Consider the following 14,445-nt stretch of genomic DNA (forward strand, 5'->3'; position numbering starts at 1 on the left):
TTTACGCAGAGCGTAACTGAGTCTGCCCTTCAGATACAACAAAGCCGGGTAAAAACCCGGCTTTGTTGTGGAATGAGGCGGTGCCTAACTCGACGTTTCGCCCTGTCCTGATAAAGCATCGCTATGATCAGTAGTTGGACGGCAGGCACCTTTTTGTGCGTCATTCTAAGTTTATGTAGCGCGTCCCGAAGGGGCTGACATAAGAAGGTGAATGAGCCACTGATTAATATTATGCAACACCCATGCCATTTTGCAAAACAATAAATTAACATGATGAATTTAAAGAATTTTATACATCCAAACTATTACTTGTTGGCAGAATGATTTCCAGGCTAAGTGTCGCTATTTAACAACACCTTTAGACCACGATTTTTCTACCAATATAAATCAACAAGTTAAGTGTCACCTTTTGGAGACATCGACGGAGCGGGATTGTCGCAATTTTGCGACACGCATAAAAAAGCCCGGTAGCGCTTACGCTTACCGGGCCTACAAGGGTCAGGGTGCTAAAACTTATCCCAGCTGCTTACGCGCGTTGCGGAAAATACGCATCCACGGGCTGTCCTCGCCCCAGTTTTCCGGGTGCCAGGAGTTGCTCACGGTGCGGAACACGCGCTCCGGGTGCGGCATCATGATGGTCGCACGACCGCTTTCACTGGTGACTGCCGTAATACCGTTGGCAGAGCCGTTCGGGTTAGCCGGGTAGGTTTCTGTCACCTTGCCGAAGTTATCGACAAAGCGCAGCGCCACCAGACCTTTGCTCTCCAGCTGAGCCAGATGGGCAGCATCACGCACTTCTACCTGACCTTCACCGTGGGAAACGGCGATTGGCATCTGTGAACCCACCATTCCCTGCAGCAGCAGAGACGGGCTTTGGGTCACTTCCACCAGGCTGAAGCGCGCTTCGAAGCGGTCAGACTGGTTACGCACAAAGCGCGGCCAGGCTTCGCTGCCCGGGATCAGTTCGCGCAGGTTAGACATCATCTGACAGCCGTTACACACGCCCAGCGCCAGGGTCTGCGGACGATGGAAGAAGGTTTCGAACTCGTCACGCACGCGGCTGTTGAACAGGATGGACTTCGCCCAACCTTCGCCCGCGCCCAGCACGTCGCCGTAGGAGAAACCGCCGCACGCCACCAGCGCCTGGAAATCATCCAGACCGGTACGTCCGGCCAGCAGGTCGCTCATGTGGACGTCGATGGCGTCAAAGCCCGCGCGGTGGAAGGCAGCCGCCATCTCAACGTGGGAGTTAACGCCCTGCTCGCGCAGCACGGCTACCTTTGGACGCGCGCCTGTCGCAATGTACGGCGCAGCGATATCTTCGTTGATATCAAAGGAGAGCTTCACGTTCAGGCCAGGATCCTGGTCATTCGCTTTCGCGTTATGCTCCTGATCGGCACATTCCGGGTTGTCTCGCAGGCGCTGCATCTGCCAGGTGGTTTCTGCCCACCACATGCGCAGCGTGGTGCGGCTTTCGCTGAATACCGCGTGGCCGTCTGCTTCAATGACGAAGCGGTCACCCTGAACGGCTTTGCCCAGATAGTGCACGCAGTCTGCCAGCCCGTGCTTCGCCAGAATCGCTTCAACCGCGTCGCGATCTGCGGCGCGTACCTGAATCACCGCACCCAGCTCTTCATTGAACAGCGCCGCCAGACGGTCTTCGCCAAGCGTTGCAATGTTCGCTTCAACGCCGCAGTGGCCAGTGAAGGCCATCTCTGCCAGCGTCACCAGCAGGCCACCGTCGGAACGGTCGTGATAGGCCAGCAGCTTACGCTCCGCCACCAGCGCCTGGATGGCGTCGTAGAAGCCTTTCAACTGCGCGACGTCGCGTACATCGGCTGGCTTGTCGCCGAGCTGGCGGTAAACCTGTGCCAGCGCGGTGGCACCCAGCGCGTTGTGGCCTTTACCCAGGTCAATCAGCAGCAGGGCGTTGTCTTCGGTCGCAAGCTGCGGCGTAACGGTGTGGCGCACGTCTTCCACGCGTGCAAACGCGGTGATCACCAGCGACAGCGGAGAGGTCATCTCGCGCTGCTCGCTGCCTTCCTGCCAGCGGGTTTTCATCGACATGGAGTCTTTACCCACCGGAATGGTCAGGCCGAGGGCAGGACACAGCTCCTCGCCCACCGCTTTCACGGCTTCATACAGGCCAGCATCTTCGCCAGGGTGACCGGCTGCGGCCATCCAGTTTGCGGAGAGTTTGATACGTTTGATGTCGCCAATCTGCGTCGCGGCGATGTTGGTCAGCGCTTCACCGACCGCCAGACGGGCGGAGGCGGCGAAGTCCAGCAGCGCCACCGGGGTGCGTTCGCCCAGGGCCATCGCTTCGCCGTAGTAGCTGTCGAGGCTCGCGGTAGTCACCGCGCAGTTTGCCACCGGGATCTGCCACGGGCCAACCATCTGGTCACGCGATACCATACCGGTCACGGTACGGTCGCCGATGGTCACCAGGAACGTTTTCTCCGCCACGGCTGGCAGGTGCAGCACGCGGTTAACCGCTTCTGCCACGGTGATGCCCTGGCGATCCAGCGCTTTGCCCGCCGCTTTGCGGGTTGTCACGTCGCGGGTCATCTTCGGCGTTTTACCGAGCAGGACGTCCAGCGGCAGATCGATCGGCTGGTTGTCAAAGTGGGTGTCGCTTAAGGAAAGGTGCTGCTCTTCGGTCGCTTCACCGATGACGGCATACGGCGCACGCTCGCGGCGGCACAGCTCGTCAAACAGCGGCAGCTGATCCGCGGCAACCGCCAGCACGTAGCGCTCCTGGGATTCGTTACACCAGATTTCCAGCGGGCTCATGCCCGGCTCATCGCTCAGGATATCGCGCAGGTTGAAACGGCCACCGCGGCCACCGTCGCTCACCAGCTCCGGCATGGCGTTGGACAGACCGCCCGCACCTACGTCGTGGATGAACAGAATCGGGTTGGCGTCGCCCAGCTGCCAGCAGCGGTCGATCACTTCCTGGCAGCGACGCTCCATTTCCGGGTTGTCACGCTGCACGGAAGCAAAATCGAGGTCCGCATCAGACTGGCCAGACGCCATAGAAGACGCTGCCCCGCCGCCCAGACCGATGTTCATCGCTGGACCACCGAGTACAATCAGCTTCGCGCCGACGACGATCTCGCCTTTCTGCACGTGATCGGCACGGATGTTGCCGATCCCGCCCGCCAGCATGATCGGTTTGTGGTAACCGCGCAGCTCTTCGCCGTTGTGGCTGTCCACTTTCTCTTCATAGGTACGGAAGTAACCATTCAGCGCCGGACGACCAAACTCGTTGTTAAACGCCGCGCCGCCCAGCGGGCCTTCGGTCATGATATCCAGCGCGGTGACAATGCGCTCTGGCTTGCCGAAATCTTCTTCCCACGGCTGTTCAAAGCCTGGGATACGCAGGTTGGACACGGAGAAACCGACCAGACCTGCTTTTGGTTTAGCGCCACGACCGGTCGCACCTTCGTCACGGATTTCACCGCCGGAGCCGGTCGCCGCACCCGGCCATGGAGAGATTGCCGTCGGGTGGTTGTGGGTTTCCACTTTCATCAGGATATGCGCGGGCTCCTGATGGAAGTCATAGCGCCCTGCTTCGCGATCGGCGAAGAAGCGGCCCACCTCGGAACCTTCCATCACCGCGGCGTTGTCTTTATAGGCAGACAGCACGTGGTCAGGGGTTTGTTCCATGGTGTTTTTGATCATTTTGAACAGCGACTTCGGCTGCTGTTCGCCGTCAATAATCCAGTCGGCGTTGAAAATCTTATGGCGGCAGTGCTCAGAGTTGGCCTGCGCGAACATGTAGAGTTCGATGTCGTTCGGGTTGCGGTTGAGCTTAACGAACGCGTCCTGCAGGTAATCAATTTCGTCTTCTGCCAGCGCCAGGCCGAGACGCAGGTTGGCGTCAATCAGCGCCTGACGGCCCTGCCCCAGCAGGTCTACGCTCTGTACCGGCGCAGGCTGATGGTGTGAGAACAGCTTCTGCGCGTCGTCGAGAGAGGCAAATACGCTCTCCATCATGCGGTCGTGCAGCTCAGCCGCAACCGCCTGCCACTGCGCGTCGCTCAGGGTGGAGGCTTCAACATAGTACGCCACGCCGCGTTCCAGACGGTTAATCTGGCTCAGACCACAGTTGTGGGCAATGTCGGTGGCTTTGGAAGACCAGGGGGAGATGGTGCCCGGACGCGGCGTCGCGAGGATCAGTTTGCCGGTTGGCGTATGGCTGCTCAGGCTTGGACCATACTTGAGCAGGCGTTCCAGCTGTACGCGCTCCTCTGCATTCAGGGGGGCATTCAGGTCAGCAAAATGGACATACTCAGCGTAAATATTGCTTACCGGAAGGTCGGCCGCCTGAAAACGTGCCAGCAGTTTGGTAATACGGAAGGCAGACAGTGCAGGCGAACCACGCAGAATTTCCATCATAAGTCTCTCGTCTTCGAAGCGCCGGGGCGCTTACAGTGTGCGCAAGGGGGGAAAACGGGCGTCATTATAGAGAATCCTGAGCGCCGACGAAACCGTTTGCGTCGAAATAAAATTTGCACGGCGGTTTAACAATAGGTGTGACCTGTCTCTCTAATTTGTTGCCAAGTGGCGTAACTTTGCGCAAAATGCCGCTCATTCAATGGCAAACCTTATTCTTAACATGGCTACAGCATACTGAGGCAACCGGCGTCGCAGAGAATTAACTAATTGAAAAAATTAAAGATTAATTATCTGCTCATCGGCATTGTTACGTTGCTGCTGGCAGTGGCCCTCTGGCCTTCTATCCCCTGGTTCGGTAAAGCCGAAAACCGTATCGCCGCCATTCAGGAGCGGGGGGAATTGCGCGTCAGTACCCTCTCCTCTCCGCTAATTTACGGCGACATCAACGGCAAAACCATTGGTCTGGATTATGAACTGGCCCAGCAGTTTGCCGACTATCTGGGTGTGAAGCTCAAAATTACCGTGCGTCAGAACATCAGCCAATTGTTCGATGACCTGGATAACGACGACGCCGATATCCTTGCAGCCGGGCTGGTCTACAACAGCGAGCGCAGCAAGAACTACCAGCCAGGCCCGACCTACTACTCTGTCTCCCAGCAGCTGGTTTACCGCGTGGGAAGCGTGCGCCCGCGCTCGCTCGCCACCATTAACGAGCAACAGCTGACGATTGCCCCCGGCCATGTCGTGATTGACGACCTGCGCGCGCTCAAAGAGAAAAAGTATCCTGACCTGAGCTGGACGATTGACCCAAAACTGGGCACGACAGAACTGCTCGATCGGGTTAAAGACAAAAAGCTGGCCTATACCATTGCGGATTCGGTGGCGATCAGTCTTTTCCAACGCGTGCACCCTGAAATCGCCGTGGCGCTGGATGTGACTGACGAACAGCCGGTGACCTGGTTTACCCAACTGAATAACGATCAGACCCTCTCTGCGGCCATGCTTGATTTCTATAACGCCATCAATGAAGACGGTACGCTGGCGCGCCTGGAAGAAAAATACCTCGGCCATGGTGATGACTTCGATTACGTCGACACCCGCAGCTTCCTGCGCGCAGTTGATAGCGTCCTGCCGGACCTGCAGCCGTTGTTCGAAAAATACGCCCAGGAGATTGACTGGAAGCTGCTGGCGGCGATCTCGTATCAGGAATCCCACTGGGATACTCAGGCGACCTCTCCGACCGGCGTGCGTGGTCTCATGATGCTGACGAAAAATACCGCGCTGAGTCTGGGTGTCAATGACCGTACCGATGCGGAGCAAAGCATCAGCGGCGGCGCGCAGTATTTACAGGATATGATGGCAAAAGTACCGGAGACCGTGCCGGAAGAAGAGCGGATTTGGTTTGCACTGGCCGCCTACAACATGGGTTATGCGCACATGCTGGACGCGCGCGCGCTGACGGCAAAAACCAAAGGTAACCCGGACAGCTGGTCTGATGTAAAACAGCGTCTGCCGCTGCTGAGCCAGAAACCGTGGTACAACAAGCTGACCTACGGGTATGCGCGCGGGCACGAAGCCTACGCTTACGTGGAAAATATTCGTAAGTATCAGATAAGCCTGGTGGGGTATCTGCTGGAGAAAGAGAAAGAAGCGGCAGAAGCTAAACAGCTGGCTCAGAGCTACCCGGTGGTCGCACCGGACGAACTTAATCGTCCACCTGCTTCAATTCTGCCTTTTGTTGCTTTTTCTGCTGCCGGCGCATTCGAAAGAAGTCACTCAGCAGACCCGAACACTCTGGTGCAAGTACCCCACCGATAGTCTGCACCTGGTGGTTCATCCCCGGATGGCCTAGCACGTCCATTAGCGAACCGGCCGCGCCTGTTTTTTCATCCCGCGCACCAAACACCAGCGTACCGATACGACTGTGCACCATCGCGCCGGAACACATGACGCAGGGTTCAAGGGTGACGTACAGAGTCGTATCGAGCAGACGATAGTTTTGCAGTACCAGCCCGCCCTGACGAAGCGCCATAATTTCGGCGTGCGCGGTAGGATCGTGACGGCCAATAGGGCGGTTCCACCCTTCGCCAATCACCTGATTATTATGGACCAGCACCGCGCCCACGGGCACTTCGCCCTCATCCCAGGCACGTTGAGCCAGCGTTAGCGCGTGGCGCATCCAGTATTCATGATTGTGTTCAGGGTTGGACAACGGTTGATACTCCAGTCGAAAAGCGGGCGGCATTATACACGCCCGTTTTAGAGAAGACTATTCGAGTTGCTGAAGTTCACCTGATGGCGTGACGCGCCAGCGGTGCTGGCAAAAATAGAGCAGCGGGTTGTCCTGCTTGCTGTCGCTGTAGCCGCTGTACAGGCGCAGCGGCGTGCCGATGCGCTTCTCCAGCTGAACCACTTTCTCGTGTCCCAGGCAGCGCATAGTTAGCACCCAGCCGCCGTAAGCGCGGGAAATTTGCGTGGCGATAAGATTTACGCGCGGCAGCCATGGCGTATCAAAATAGACCTGCTCCACCAGCGTCTGCGGGGAGCCGGTAATCAGCCAGATGTCGGCATCGTTCGCGTCGAGGTAGCTGGTGAGACGCGCCTGCACCACGGGAAACGCGGCGACATGGCCGCGAAACCAGTGCGCAAAATTCTGTTCGAGCTGTTTAAGCCGTGCTTCGCTGTGGCCAAAGGTGCATCCCCAGAGCAGCAGGCTCATCGGCCAGCGCGCTGCACGGCCTTTCACCAGCAGCGCGATGCCAATCACGGGTAAGAGCGGTAAGACGAGCAGCGCATTCAGAGGCTGACGCCGCAGCAGGTAGCGCATAAAGGTGCCAAACATATCCTGCTGGTGCAGCGTTCCATCCAGGTCGAAAAAGACAACGCGACGCGCGTGATTTGCCAAACCTTACTCCTCTGGGTCGTTGAATCCTAACAGCCAGGTAAACAGGAACCCGGCGATTACCGCTACTAAATAGCCTAACAGATAGAGCATCACTTTTCCGGTCACGATGGTTAATGCCAGCGGTAAACCGGAAAGTCCAAAGGTGATCACCGTCGCCACTTTCCAGTAGCTAATGAGCGCCCCGCCCACCGCGCCGCCCAGACAGGCTGCGAGGAAAGGTTTCCCCAGCGGCAGCGTAACGCCGAAAATCAGCGGCTCGCCGATGCCGAGCAGTCCGACCGGGAGCGCGCCTTTAATCACTTTTTTCAGTCGCGCGTTGCGGGTTTTCATCAGTACGGCAATCGCCGCGCCGACCTGCCCTACGCCCGCCATCGACAGGATAGGCAGCAGCGCGTTATAGCCGTGCGCCTGCACCAGCTCGACGTGGATCGGCACCAGCCCCTGATGCAGGCCGGTCAGCACCAGCGGCAGGAAGGTTCCCGACAGCACCGCCCCCACTAACAGGCCACCACGGTCAATAGCCAGAGATGCACCGTGGGCGATGGCTTCTGAGATCCAGCCGCCTAACGGCTGGAGTGCCACCACCGCGACGCTACCGGTAATGAGCGTGGTCAGCAGCGGGTTGAGGATAAGCTCAATCGAGCCAGGCAGGATCGCGCGCAGCCTTTTCTCGATCCAGCACATCAGGATGACCACCAGTAGCACGGCGATCACCCCGCCGCGGCCCGGCTGAAGCGCCTCACCAAACAGCGTGATCTGCGCCAGCTGCGGGCTGGACAAGATGCCCGCCATTACCCCGCCCATGGCCAGCGATCCGCCAAACACCTTCGCGGTATTCACCCCGACCAGAATGTTCATGATGGCGAAAACTGCGCTGCCGAAGATCCCGAGGATCCCCAGCAGGTTTGGATACTGCGTGGCAAAATCCCCGACGATATCCGGCCGCTTGAGGATATTGATAATCCCGGTGATCAGGCCCGAAGCAATAAAAGCCGGGATCAGCGGGATAAAGACGTTTGCCAGCTGTCGCAGCGCATCGCTCATTGGCGCCTTGTATTTGGCTTTTGCCTGCGCTTTGGTGCTTTCGGCATCGTCAAATGAGGCCGTCGCTTCACCGCCAACCATCAGCGCGCGCATGGCATCAACAACCTGCGCCGCTTTCCCCGGCCCGACAATAAGCTGGTGCTGCTGCCCCTGTTTGACGTATCCACTTACGCCGGGGAGCTGCTTCAGGCGCGGTAGATCAAGATCGTCGTCGTTATGCACCTCGACGCGCACGCGCGTCATGCAGTTTTCCAGACGCTGGATATTCTTTTCTCCGCCGATCCCCTGCAGGATGCCGCTGGCGAGCGCTGCTGTCTTTTCCATACACGCCTCTGTTAGTTTTCTAATGCAGCCCGTAAGAACCCGTTATGCGCATCGAGTTTGGCTCTCGCCGCCGCGGCGTCCAGCCCGCTTAAGATCATCAGAATGGCCGGTTTAACATCGTGATCGGTTTGTTTCAGGACCGCTTCCGCCTCTTCACGGCCTGCGCCTGTCGCCTCCATCACCATACGGCAGGCTCTGTCCACCAGCTTGACGTTGGTGGCCTGCATATCGACCATCAGGTTCTGATAAACCTTGCCGAACTTCACCATCGCGCCGGTGGAGATCATATTGAGCACCAGCTTTTGCGCGGTCCCGGATTTCAGGCGCGTGGAGCCGGTCAGCGCTTCCGGCCCGACAACCGGAGAGATGGCGATAGCGGCCACCTGCGCAATCGGCGAGCCCGGGTTGCAGGAGATGGCAACCGTTGTGCAACCTGTCTGGTTGGCGTATTCCAGGCCGCCAATGACGTACGGCGTGCGCCCTGATGCCGCCAGCCCAACCACCAGATCCTGCGCGGTCAGGTTCAGCGCTTTGAGATCATCTTCACCGAGCTGTTTGTTGTCTTCCGCGCCTTCAACGGCTTTCAGCAGCGCGCCTGGGCCACCGGCAATCAGCCCGATCACCAGGCCGTGCGGAACGCCAAAGGTTGGCGGACATTCGGAGGCATCCAGAACCCCCAAACGTCCGCTGGTGCCCGCGCCCATGTAAATAATGCGTCCACCGGCCTTAAGCGCAGTTGCGGCCGCATCAACCGCCTTCGCCACCTCAGGTAATGTCTCTTTCACTGCCTGCGCGACCAGCGTATCCTGTTGATTAAAGCGGTTAACCAGCTCCAGCGTGGGGAGTGCGTCAAGATCCATGGTTTGCGGGTTACGCGTTTCAGAAACAAGTGAGCCAAGATTCATTTTTTGTACCTCAAGAATTTTTAATTCATAATAATCACACTATAGTGGAATATAAAATTCATTCAGGCGAGCAAAATTCGTATTTGAGTAGATAATCACATTTTCGCCAGGAGACCGTATGAACTGTTTAATTCGCATTCGCCAGCGTTATGCAGGCTTTGCCCAAAGCGACAAGAAGCTGGCGGATTTTCTACTTTCTCAACCCGACCACGCGCGCCATCTTAGCTCGCAGCAGCTGGCGAGTGAGGCCGGTGTGAGCCAGTCCAGCGTGGTGAAGTTTGCCCAGAAGATTGGGTTTAAGGGCTTTCCGGCTCTCAAGCTTGCGATCAGCGAAGCGCTGGTGAGTAACCCCAATCCGCAGTCGATGCCGGTGCATAATCAGATCCGGGGCGATGACCCGATGCGTGTGGTGGGCGAAAAGCTGATCAAAGAGAACGTGGCGGCCATGCATGCGACGCTGGATGTGAATACCGAAGAGAAGCTGCTGGAAAGCGTGGCGATGCTGCGCGCGGCACGGCGCATTATTCTGACCGGGATAGGTGCATCCGGGCTAGTGGCGCGTAACTTTGGCTGGAAGCTGACGAAGATCGGTTACAACGCGATAGTGGAGCAGGACATGCACGCCCTGCTCGCCACCGTTCAGGCAATGGATCCCGACGATTTGCTGCTGGCGATCTCTTATTCCGGTGAACGTCGAGAGATCAATATGGCGACCGATGAAGCGCTGCGCGTCGGCGGTAAAATTCTGGCGATCACGGGTTTTACGCCAAACGCGCTCCAGCAGCGGGCAACGCGCTGTTTATATACCATTGCCGAGGAGCAGGCCACGCGCAGCGCGGCTATTTCGTCCACCAGTGCTCAAATGATGCTGACGGATCTGCTGTTTATGGCGCTGGTGCAGCAGGATCTTGAGCGCGCGCCCGAGCGCATTCGTCACAGCGAAGAACTGGTAAAGAAACTGGTTTGACGCGTATAATGCCCGCCCAGTTTGTGTTGTTTCTGAGAATTTCCTGATGGCGCTGTTAATTACCAAAAAATGCATTAATTGCGATATGTGCGAGCCCGAATGCCCTAACCAGGCCATTTCGATGGGCGACAGCATTTATGAGATTAACAGCGACCGCTGCACGGAATGCATCGGCCACTATGAAACGCCGACCTGTCAGAAAGTGTGCCCGATCCCGAATACTATCCTGAAGGATCCGGCCCACGTCGAGAACGAAGAGCAGTTATGGGATAAGTTTGTCCTGATGCATCATGCAGACAAACTCTAGCTTTCAATGATCACCGTTGCGCAGGCGTAGTGGCGTTCATCGGCGAGCGTCACGTGCATGTGATTCACCCCCAGCTTTTCCGCCAGCTTTTGCGCTTCCCCCCACAGACGCAGGCTCGGTTTGCCCAGCTCATTGTTAAACACTTCGAACTGGTTAAACGCCAGGCCGTTGCGAATGCCGGTTCCGAAGGCTTTAGCTGCCGCCTCTTTAACCGCAAAGCGCTTCGCCAGAAAACGCACCGGCTGCTGATGCGCTTCCCAGATGGCCCACTCGTTATCGCTCAGCACGCGTCTTGCGAGGCGATCGCCGCTCCGGGCGATCACCGCTTCAATGCGGGCTATTTCAACGATATCGGTGCCTAAGCCCAGAATGGCCATTACTGACGCGCTTCCAGCATCAGGCGTTTCATCTCTGAAACCGCCTCTTTCAGGCCGCTCATCACCGCACGGCCAATAATGGCGTGGCCGATGTTCAGCTCGTGCATTTCCGGCAGTGCGGCAATGGCTTTCACGTTGTGGTAGGTCAGGCCATGACCGGCGTTAACCTTCAGACCCAGGCTTGAAGCGTAGGTGGCCGCTTTGGCAATGCGATCCAGCTCTTTGGCCTGCTCGGCGTCGTTTTTGGCATCGGCATAGCAGCCGGTGTGAATTTCGATATACGGTGCGCCCACGTCGGCCGCCGCTTTAATCTGGGTGAAATCAGCGTCGATAAAAAGAGAAACCAGGATACCGGCATCCGCCAGGCGTTTGCAGGCATCGCGCATTTTGTCGAGCTGCCCGGCCACATCCAGACCGCCTTCGGTCGTCACTTCCTGACGCTTTTCCGGCACCAGGCAGCAGAAATGCGGTTGGGTCTCGCAGGCAATGGCGAGCATCTCTTCAGTGACCGCCATTTCCAGATTCATACGGGTGTCCAGCGTCTGGCGCAGAATGCGCACGTCGCGGTCAGTAATATGGCGGCGGTCTTCACGCAGATGAACGGTAATGCCGTCAGCGCCAGCCTGTTCAGCGATAAACGCCGCCTGAACCGGATCGGGATACGCCGTGCCGCGCGCATTACGCAGCGTGGCGATATGATCAATGTTGACGCCTAACAGTAATTCAGCCATGACAATCCTCGGTATTTTGGTTCATTTCTCTTCCCCCCTCTCCCGCCGGGAGAGGGCTGGGGTGAGGGGTAAAACGTTAACGTTTCGGCACAAACTGCCTGAATAATTCGCGGCTCTTTAAGGGCTTGCCGCCAAGATACGGCTTGAGGGCAATCCGGGTAAAGCGTTTTGCTGCGCGCAGAGTGTCCTGATCGGGGAACTCGCGCTCATACAGCGCCCGGAGCTGGCGCCCGGTAAAGGTACTGTTGTCGATCACGATACTGGCGATAAAGCCTTTTTCTTCGCGGTAGCGGTAGGTCATAGTATCTTCTACCTCGTCCCCGCTACCCGCACAGTGCAGAAAATCTACGCCGTACCCGAGATGGCCCAGCAGCGCCAGTTCGAAGCGGCGCAGCGCAGGCTCGGGTGTGCCGGTTGCGCCAGCAAGTGCCTGGATACAGTGCAGATAATCGAAGAAAAGTTCCGAGAAGCGAGTCTCATGTTCAAGGACGCGAGAAATGAGTTCGTTGACATACAGACCGCTGTAGAGCGTGATGCCAGAAAGAGGAAGCGCCAGAGAGACGGCTTCAGCGCTGCGCAGGGTTTTGACTTCCCCTCGCCCGCCAAAGCGTACCAGCAGCGGGGTGAAAGGCTGTAAGGCACCTTTCAGGTTAGAACGTTTGGAACGTGCGCCTTTGGCAACAAGGCGCACGCGGCCCGACTCTTCCGTGAAGACGTCCAGCATAAGGCTGGTTTCGCTCCAGGGACGACTATGGAGAACGAAGGCACGCTGCCAACCTTCCATTATACTCGTCGTCTTGCGTTACTGGTCTTCGCCGTAACCGAGGCTGCGCAGAGCACGCTCATCATCGGCCCAGCCAGATTTCACTTTCACCCACAGTTCGAGGTGAACCGGCGCTTCGAACATCTCCATCATGTCCTTACGGGCTTCGATACCGATGGTTTTTATCTTGGCCCCTTTGTTGCCGATCACCATCTTCTTCTGCCCTTCGCGCTCAACGAGGATCAGGCCGTTGATGTCGTAGCCACCGCGCTCGTTGGTCTGGAAACGCTCGATCTCCACCGTCACAGAGTACGGCAGTTCAGCGCCCAGGAAACGCATCAGCTTTTCACGGATGATTTCAGACGCCATAAAGCGCTGAGAGCGATCGGTGATGTAGTCTTCCGGGAAGTGATGAATCGCTTCCGGCAGATGCTTACGCACGATGCCCGCGATGGTATCAACGTTCAGGCCGGTCTCAGCAGACAGCGGAACGATGTCGAGGAAGTTCATCTGGCTTCCGAGCCACTGCAGATGCGGCAGCAGGTCGGCCTTTTCCTGCACGTTATCAACTTTGTTGACCGCGAGAATGACCGGCGTTTTGCCGTCACGCAGCTTGTTCAGCACCATCTCGTCGTCCGGCGTCCAGCGGGTGCCTTCAACAACGAAAATCACCAGCTCTACGTCGCCAATCGAGCTGCTCGCCGCCTTGTTCATCAGGCGGTTGATGGCACGCTTCTCTTCCATGTGCAGGCCCGGGGTATCGACGTAGATCGCCTGATACGCGCCTTCAGTATGAATGCCGACGATGCGGTGACGCGTGGTCTGCGCCTTACGAGAGGTGATGGAAATCTTCTGCCCAAGCAGATTATTCAGCAGGGTGGATTTACCAACGTTCGGACGTCCGACGATGGCAATAAATCCGCAATAGGTTTTGTCGATGCTCATTCCAGCTCCAGCATTTTTAACGCCTGTTCGGCGGCAGCCTGTTCAGCCTTACGACGGCTTGAACCTGTGCCTACCACCGGTTCACTCAGGCCACTGACCTGGCAATGGATGGTAAATTCCTGATCGTGCGCTTCGCCACGTACCTGCACCACCAGATAGGATGGCAGCGGCAGATGACGACCCTGCAAATATTCCTGCAGACGCGTTTTCGGATCTTTTTGTTTATCGCCCGGACTGATTTCGTCCAGACGGCTCTGATACCAGTTCAGGATCAGCTTTTCTACGGTCTGGATATCGCTGTCCAGGAACACACCACCAATTAATGCTTCGACCGTATCGGCAAGAATAGATTCACGACGGAAGCCGCCGCTTTTCAGTTCACCCGGTCCAAGACGCAGACATTCGCCCAGTTCAAATTCACGCGCGATTTCCGCAAGGGTATTACCCCGAACCAGCGTGGCACGCATGCGGCTCATATCACCCTCGTCCACACGCGGGAAACGATGATAAAGCGCATTCGCAATCACGAAACTTAAAATAGAGTCACCTAAAAACTCGAGGCGCTCATTATGTTTGCTGCTGGCACTGCGGTGGGTTAATGCCTGTTGCAACAACTCCTGATGATGAAAAGTGTAGCCCAGCTTCCGTTGAAGCCGATTAATTACGATGGGGTTCATGCGATACCAATAAATGAATGCGTCAAAAATGCAGCACACGAAACCGACCTGAGAAAACCAACGCGGTTTCGTGTGCCGTGGCTCCCTTGCAGGGCCAAC

13 protein-coding genes are annotated in these 14,445 nt (G+C 57.2%); 3 read left to right on the plus strand and 10 right to left on the minus strand.

Going from position 1 to position 14,445, the window contains the following annotated elements:
• Positions 1-513: 513 nt before the first annotated feature.
• A complete protein-coding gene (purL, locus tag ACTJJA_RS14925) occupies positions 514-4,401 on the minus strand; it encodes a phosphoribosylformylglycinamidine synthase (protein ID WP_440668551.1) in 3,888 nt (1,295 codons plus the stop codon).
• A gap of 267 nt (positions 4,402-4,668) precedes the next feature.
• Between purL and mltF the strand changes: the two genes are divergently transcribed.
• Positions 4,669-6,219 carry a membrane-bound lytic murein transglycosylase MltF gene (gene mltF / locus ACTJJA_RS14930; protein ID WP_440668552.1) on the plus strand — a complete coding sequence of 517 codons (1,551 nt, stop codon included), beginning with the start codon at positions 4,669-4,671 and terminating at the stop codon, positions 6,217-6,219.
• Here mltF and tadA read toward each other — a convergent pair.
• The 4 genes from tadA to murQ are packed head-to-tail and all read right to left on the minus strand — an operon-like array spanning position 6,107 to position 9,579.
• Complete coding sequence (tadA, locus tag ACTJJA_RS14935) at positions 6,107-6,646, minus strand: tRNA adenosine(34) deaminase TadA (RefSeq protein WP_440668553.1); 540 nt, start codon at positions 6,644-6,646, stop codon at positions 6,107-6,109. The two genes, mltF and tadA, sit on opposite strands and share 113 nt — an antisense overlap.
• Before the next feature lie 24 nt (positions 6,647-6,670).
• A complete protein-coding gene (gene yfhb, locus ACTJJA_RS14940; protein ID WP_440668554.1) occupies positions 6,671-7,306 on the minus strand; it encodes a phosphatidylglycerophosphatase C in 636 nt (211 codons plus the stop codon).
• A 3-nt stretch (positions 7,307-7,309) separates the two neighbouring features.
• Complete coding sequence (locus ACTJJA_RS14945) at positions 7,310-8,674, minus strand: PTS transporter subunit EIIC (RefSeq protein ID WP_126816192.1); 1,365 nt, start codon at positions 8,672-8,674, stop codon at positions 7,310-7,312.
• Positions 8,675-8,685: 11 nt separating this feature from the next.
• Positions 8,686-9,579, minus strand: a complete 894-nt coding sequence (gene murQ, locus ACTJJA_RS14950; protein ID WP_440668555.1) for an N-acetylmuramic acid 6-phosphate etherase — start codon at positions 9,577-9,579, stop codon at positions 8,686-8,688.
• Positions 9,580-9,697: 118 nt separating this feature from the next.
• Here murQ and ACTJJA_RS14955 point away from each other — a divergent pair, with 118 nt between their 5' ends.
• Together ACTJJA_RS14955 and ACTJJA_RS14960 are read left to right on the plus strand one after the other, a co-directional pair.
• The gene (locus ACTJJA_RS14955; RefSeq protein WP_440668556.1) at positions 9,698-10,546 is read left to right on the plus strand and encodes a MurR/RpiR family transcriptional regulator; all 849 of its coding nucleotides are present in this window, start codon (positions 9,698-9,700) and stop codon (positions 10,544-10,546) included.
• A 46-nt stretch (positions 10,547-10,592) separates the two neighbouring features.
• Complete coding sequence (locus tag ACTJJA_RS14960; RefSeq protein ID WP_010434061.1) at positions 10,593-10,853, plus strand: YfhL family 4Fe-4S dicluster ferredoxin; 261 nt, start codon at positions 10,593-10,595, stop codon at positions 10,851-10,853.
• On the opposite strand, the gene acpS is transcribed toward ACTJJA_RS14960, so the two are convergent.
• From acpS to rnc, 5 genes are all read right to left on the minus strand, one after another.
• Complete coding sequence (gene acpS / locus ACTJJA_RS14965) at positions 10,850-11,230, minus strand: holo-ACP synthase (protein ID WP_440668557.1); 381 nt, start codon at positions 11,228-11,230, stop codon at positions 10,850-10,852. The genes ACTJJA_RS14960 and acpS overlap by 4 nt on opposite strands.
• Positions 11,230-11,961, minus strand: a complete 732-nt coding sequence (gene pdxJ / locus ACTJJA_RS14970) for a pyridoxine 5'-phosphate synthase (RefSeq protein WP_440668558.1) — start codon at positions 11,959-11,961, stop codon at positions 11,230-11,232. Before pdxJ ends, acpS begins: the two co-directional genes overlap by 1 nt.
• Before the next feature lie 76 nt (positions 11,962-12,037).
• Entirely contained in the window at positions 12,038-12,745 is a 708-nt protein-coding gene (gene recO, locus ACTJJA_RS14975; RefSeq protein WP_089598411.1) for a DNA repair protein RecO, read from the minus strand.
• A gap of 18 nt (positions 12,746-12,763) precedes the next feature.
• On the minus strand, positions 12,764-13,669 hold the full coding sequence (era, locus tag ACTJJA_RS14980) for a GTPase Era (RefSeq protein WP_042715851.1): 906 nt from the start codon (positions 13,667-13,669) through the stop codon (positions 12,764-12,766).
• The gene (gene rnc / locus ACTJJA_RS14985; RefSeq protein ID WP_010434072.1) at positions 13,666-14,346 is read right to left on the minus strand and encodes a ribonuclease III; all 681 of its coding nucleotides are present in this window, start codon (positions 14,344-14,346) and stop codon (positions 13,666-13,668) included. The genes era and rnc overlap by 4 nt, the downstream gene beginning before the upstream one ends.
• Positions 14,347-14,445 lie beyond the last annotated feature (99 nt).

The sequence above is a fragment of the Enterobacter sp. 22452 genome (genome assembly GCF_052045065.1).
In the GTDB taxonomy this organism is placed as follows: Bacteria; Pseudomonadota; Gammaproteobacteria; order Enterobacterales; family Enterobacteriaceae; genus Enterobacter; species Enterobacter mori.

What these genes read in the sequence shown, in the direction of transcription:
- purL (WP_440668551.1), bottom strand. Translation starts at nt 4,401, where the DNA reads ATGATGGAAATTCTGCGTGGTTCGCCTGCACTGTCTGCCTTCCGTATT.
- tadA (WP_440668553.1), bottom strand. Translation starts at nt 6,646, where the DNA reads ATGCCGCCCGCTTTTCGACTGGAGTATCAACCGTTGTCCAACCCTGAA.
- ACTJJA_RS14945 (WP_126816192.1), bottom strand. Translation starts at nt 8,674, where the DNA reads ATGGAAAAGACAGCAGCGCTCGCCAGCGGCATCCTGCAGGGGATCGGC.
- murQ (WP_440668555.1), bottom strand. Translation starts at nt 9,579, where the DNA reads ATGAATCTTGGCTCACTTGTTTCTGAAACGCGTAACCCGCAAACCATG.
- ACTJJA_RS14955 (WP_440668556.1), top strand. Translation starts at nt 9,698, where the DNA reads ATGAACTGTTTAATTCGCATTCGCCAGCGTTATGCAGGCTTTGCCCAA.
- ACTJJA_RS14960 (WP_010434061.1), top strand. Translation starts at nt 10,593, where the DNA reads ATGGCGCTGTTAATTACCAAAAAATGCATTAATTGCGATATGTGCGAG.
- acpS (WP_440668557.1), bottom strand. Translation starts at nt 11,230, where the DNA reads ATGGCCATTCTGGGCTTAGGCACCGATATCGTTGAAATAGCCCGCATT.
- pdxJ (WP_440668558.1), bottom strand. Translation starts at nt 11,961, where the DNA reads ATGGCTGAATTACTGTTAGGCGTCAACATTGATCATATCGCCACGCTG.
- recO (WP_089598411.1), bottom strand. Translation starts at nt 12,745, where the DNA reads ATGGAAGGTTGGCAGCGTGCCTTCGTTCTCCATAGTCGTCCCTGGAGC.
- era (WP_042715851.1), bottom strand. Translation starts at nt 13,669, where the DNA reads ATGAGCATCGACAAAACCTATTGCGGATTTATTGCCATCGTCGGACGT.
- rnc (WP_010434072.1), bottom strand. Translation starts at nt 14,346, where the DNA reads ATGAACCCCATCGTAATTAATCGGCTTCAACGGAAGCTGGGCTACACT.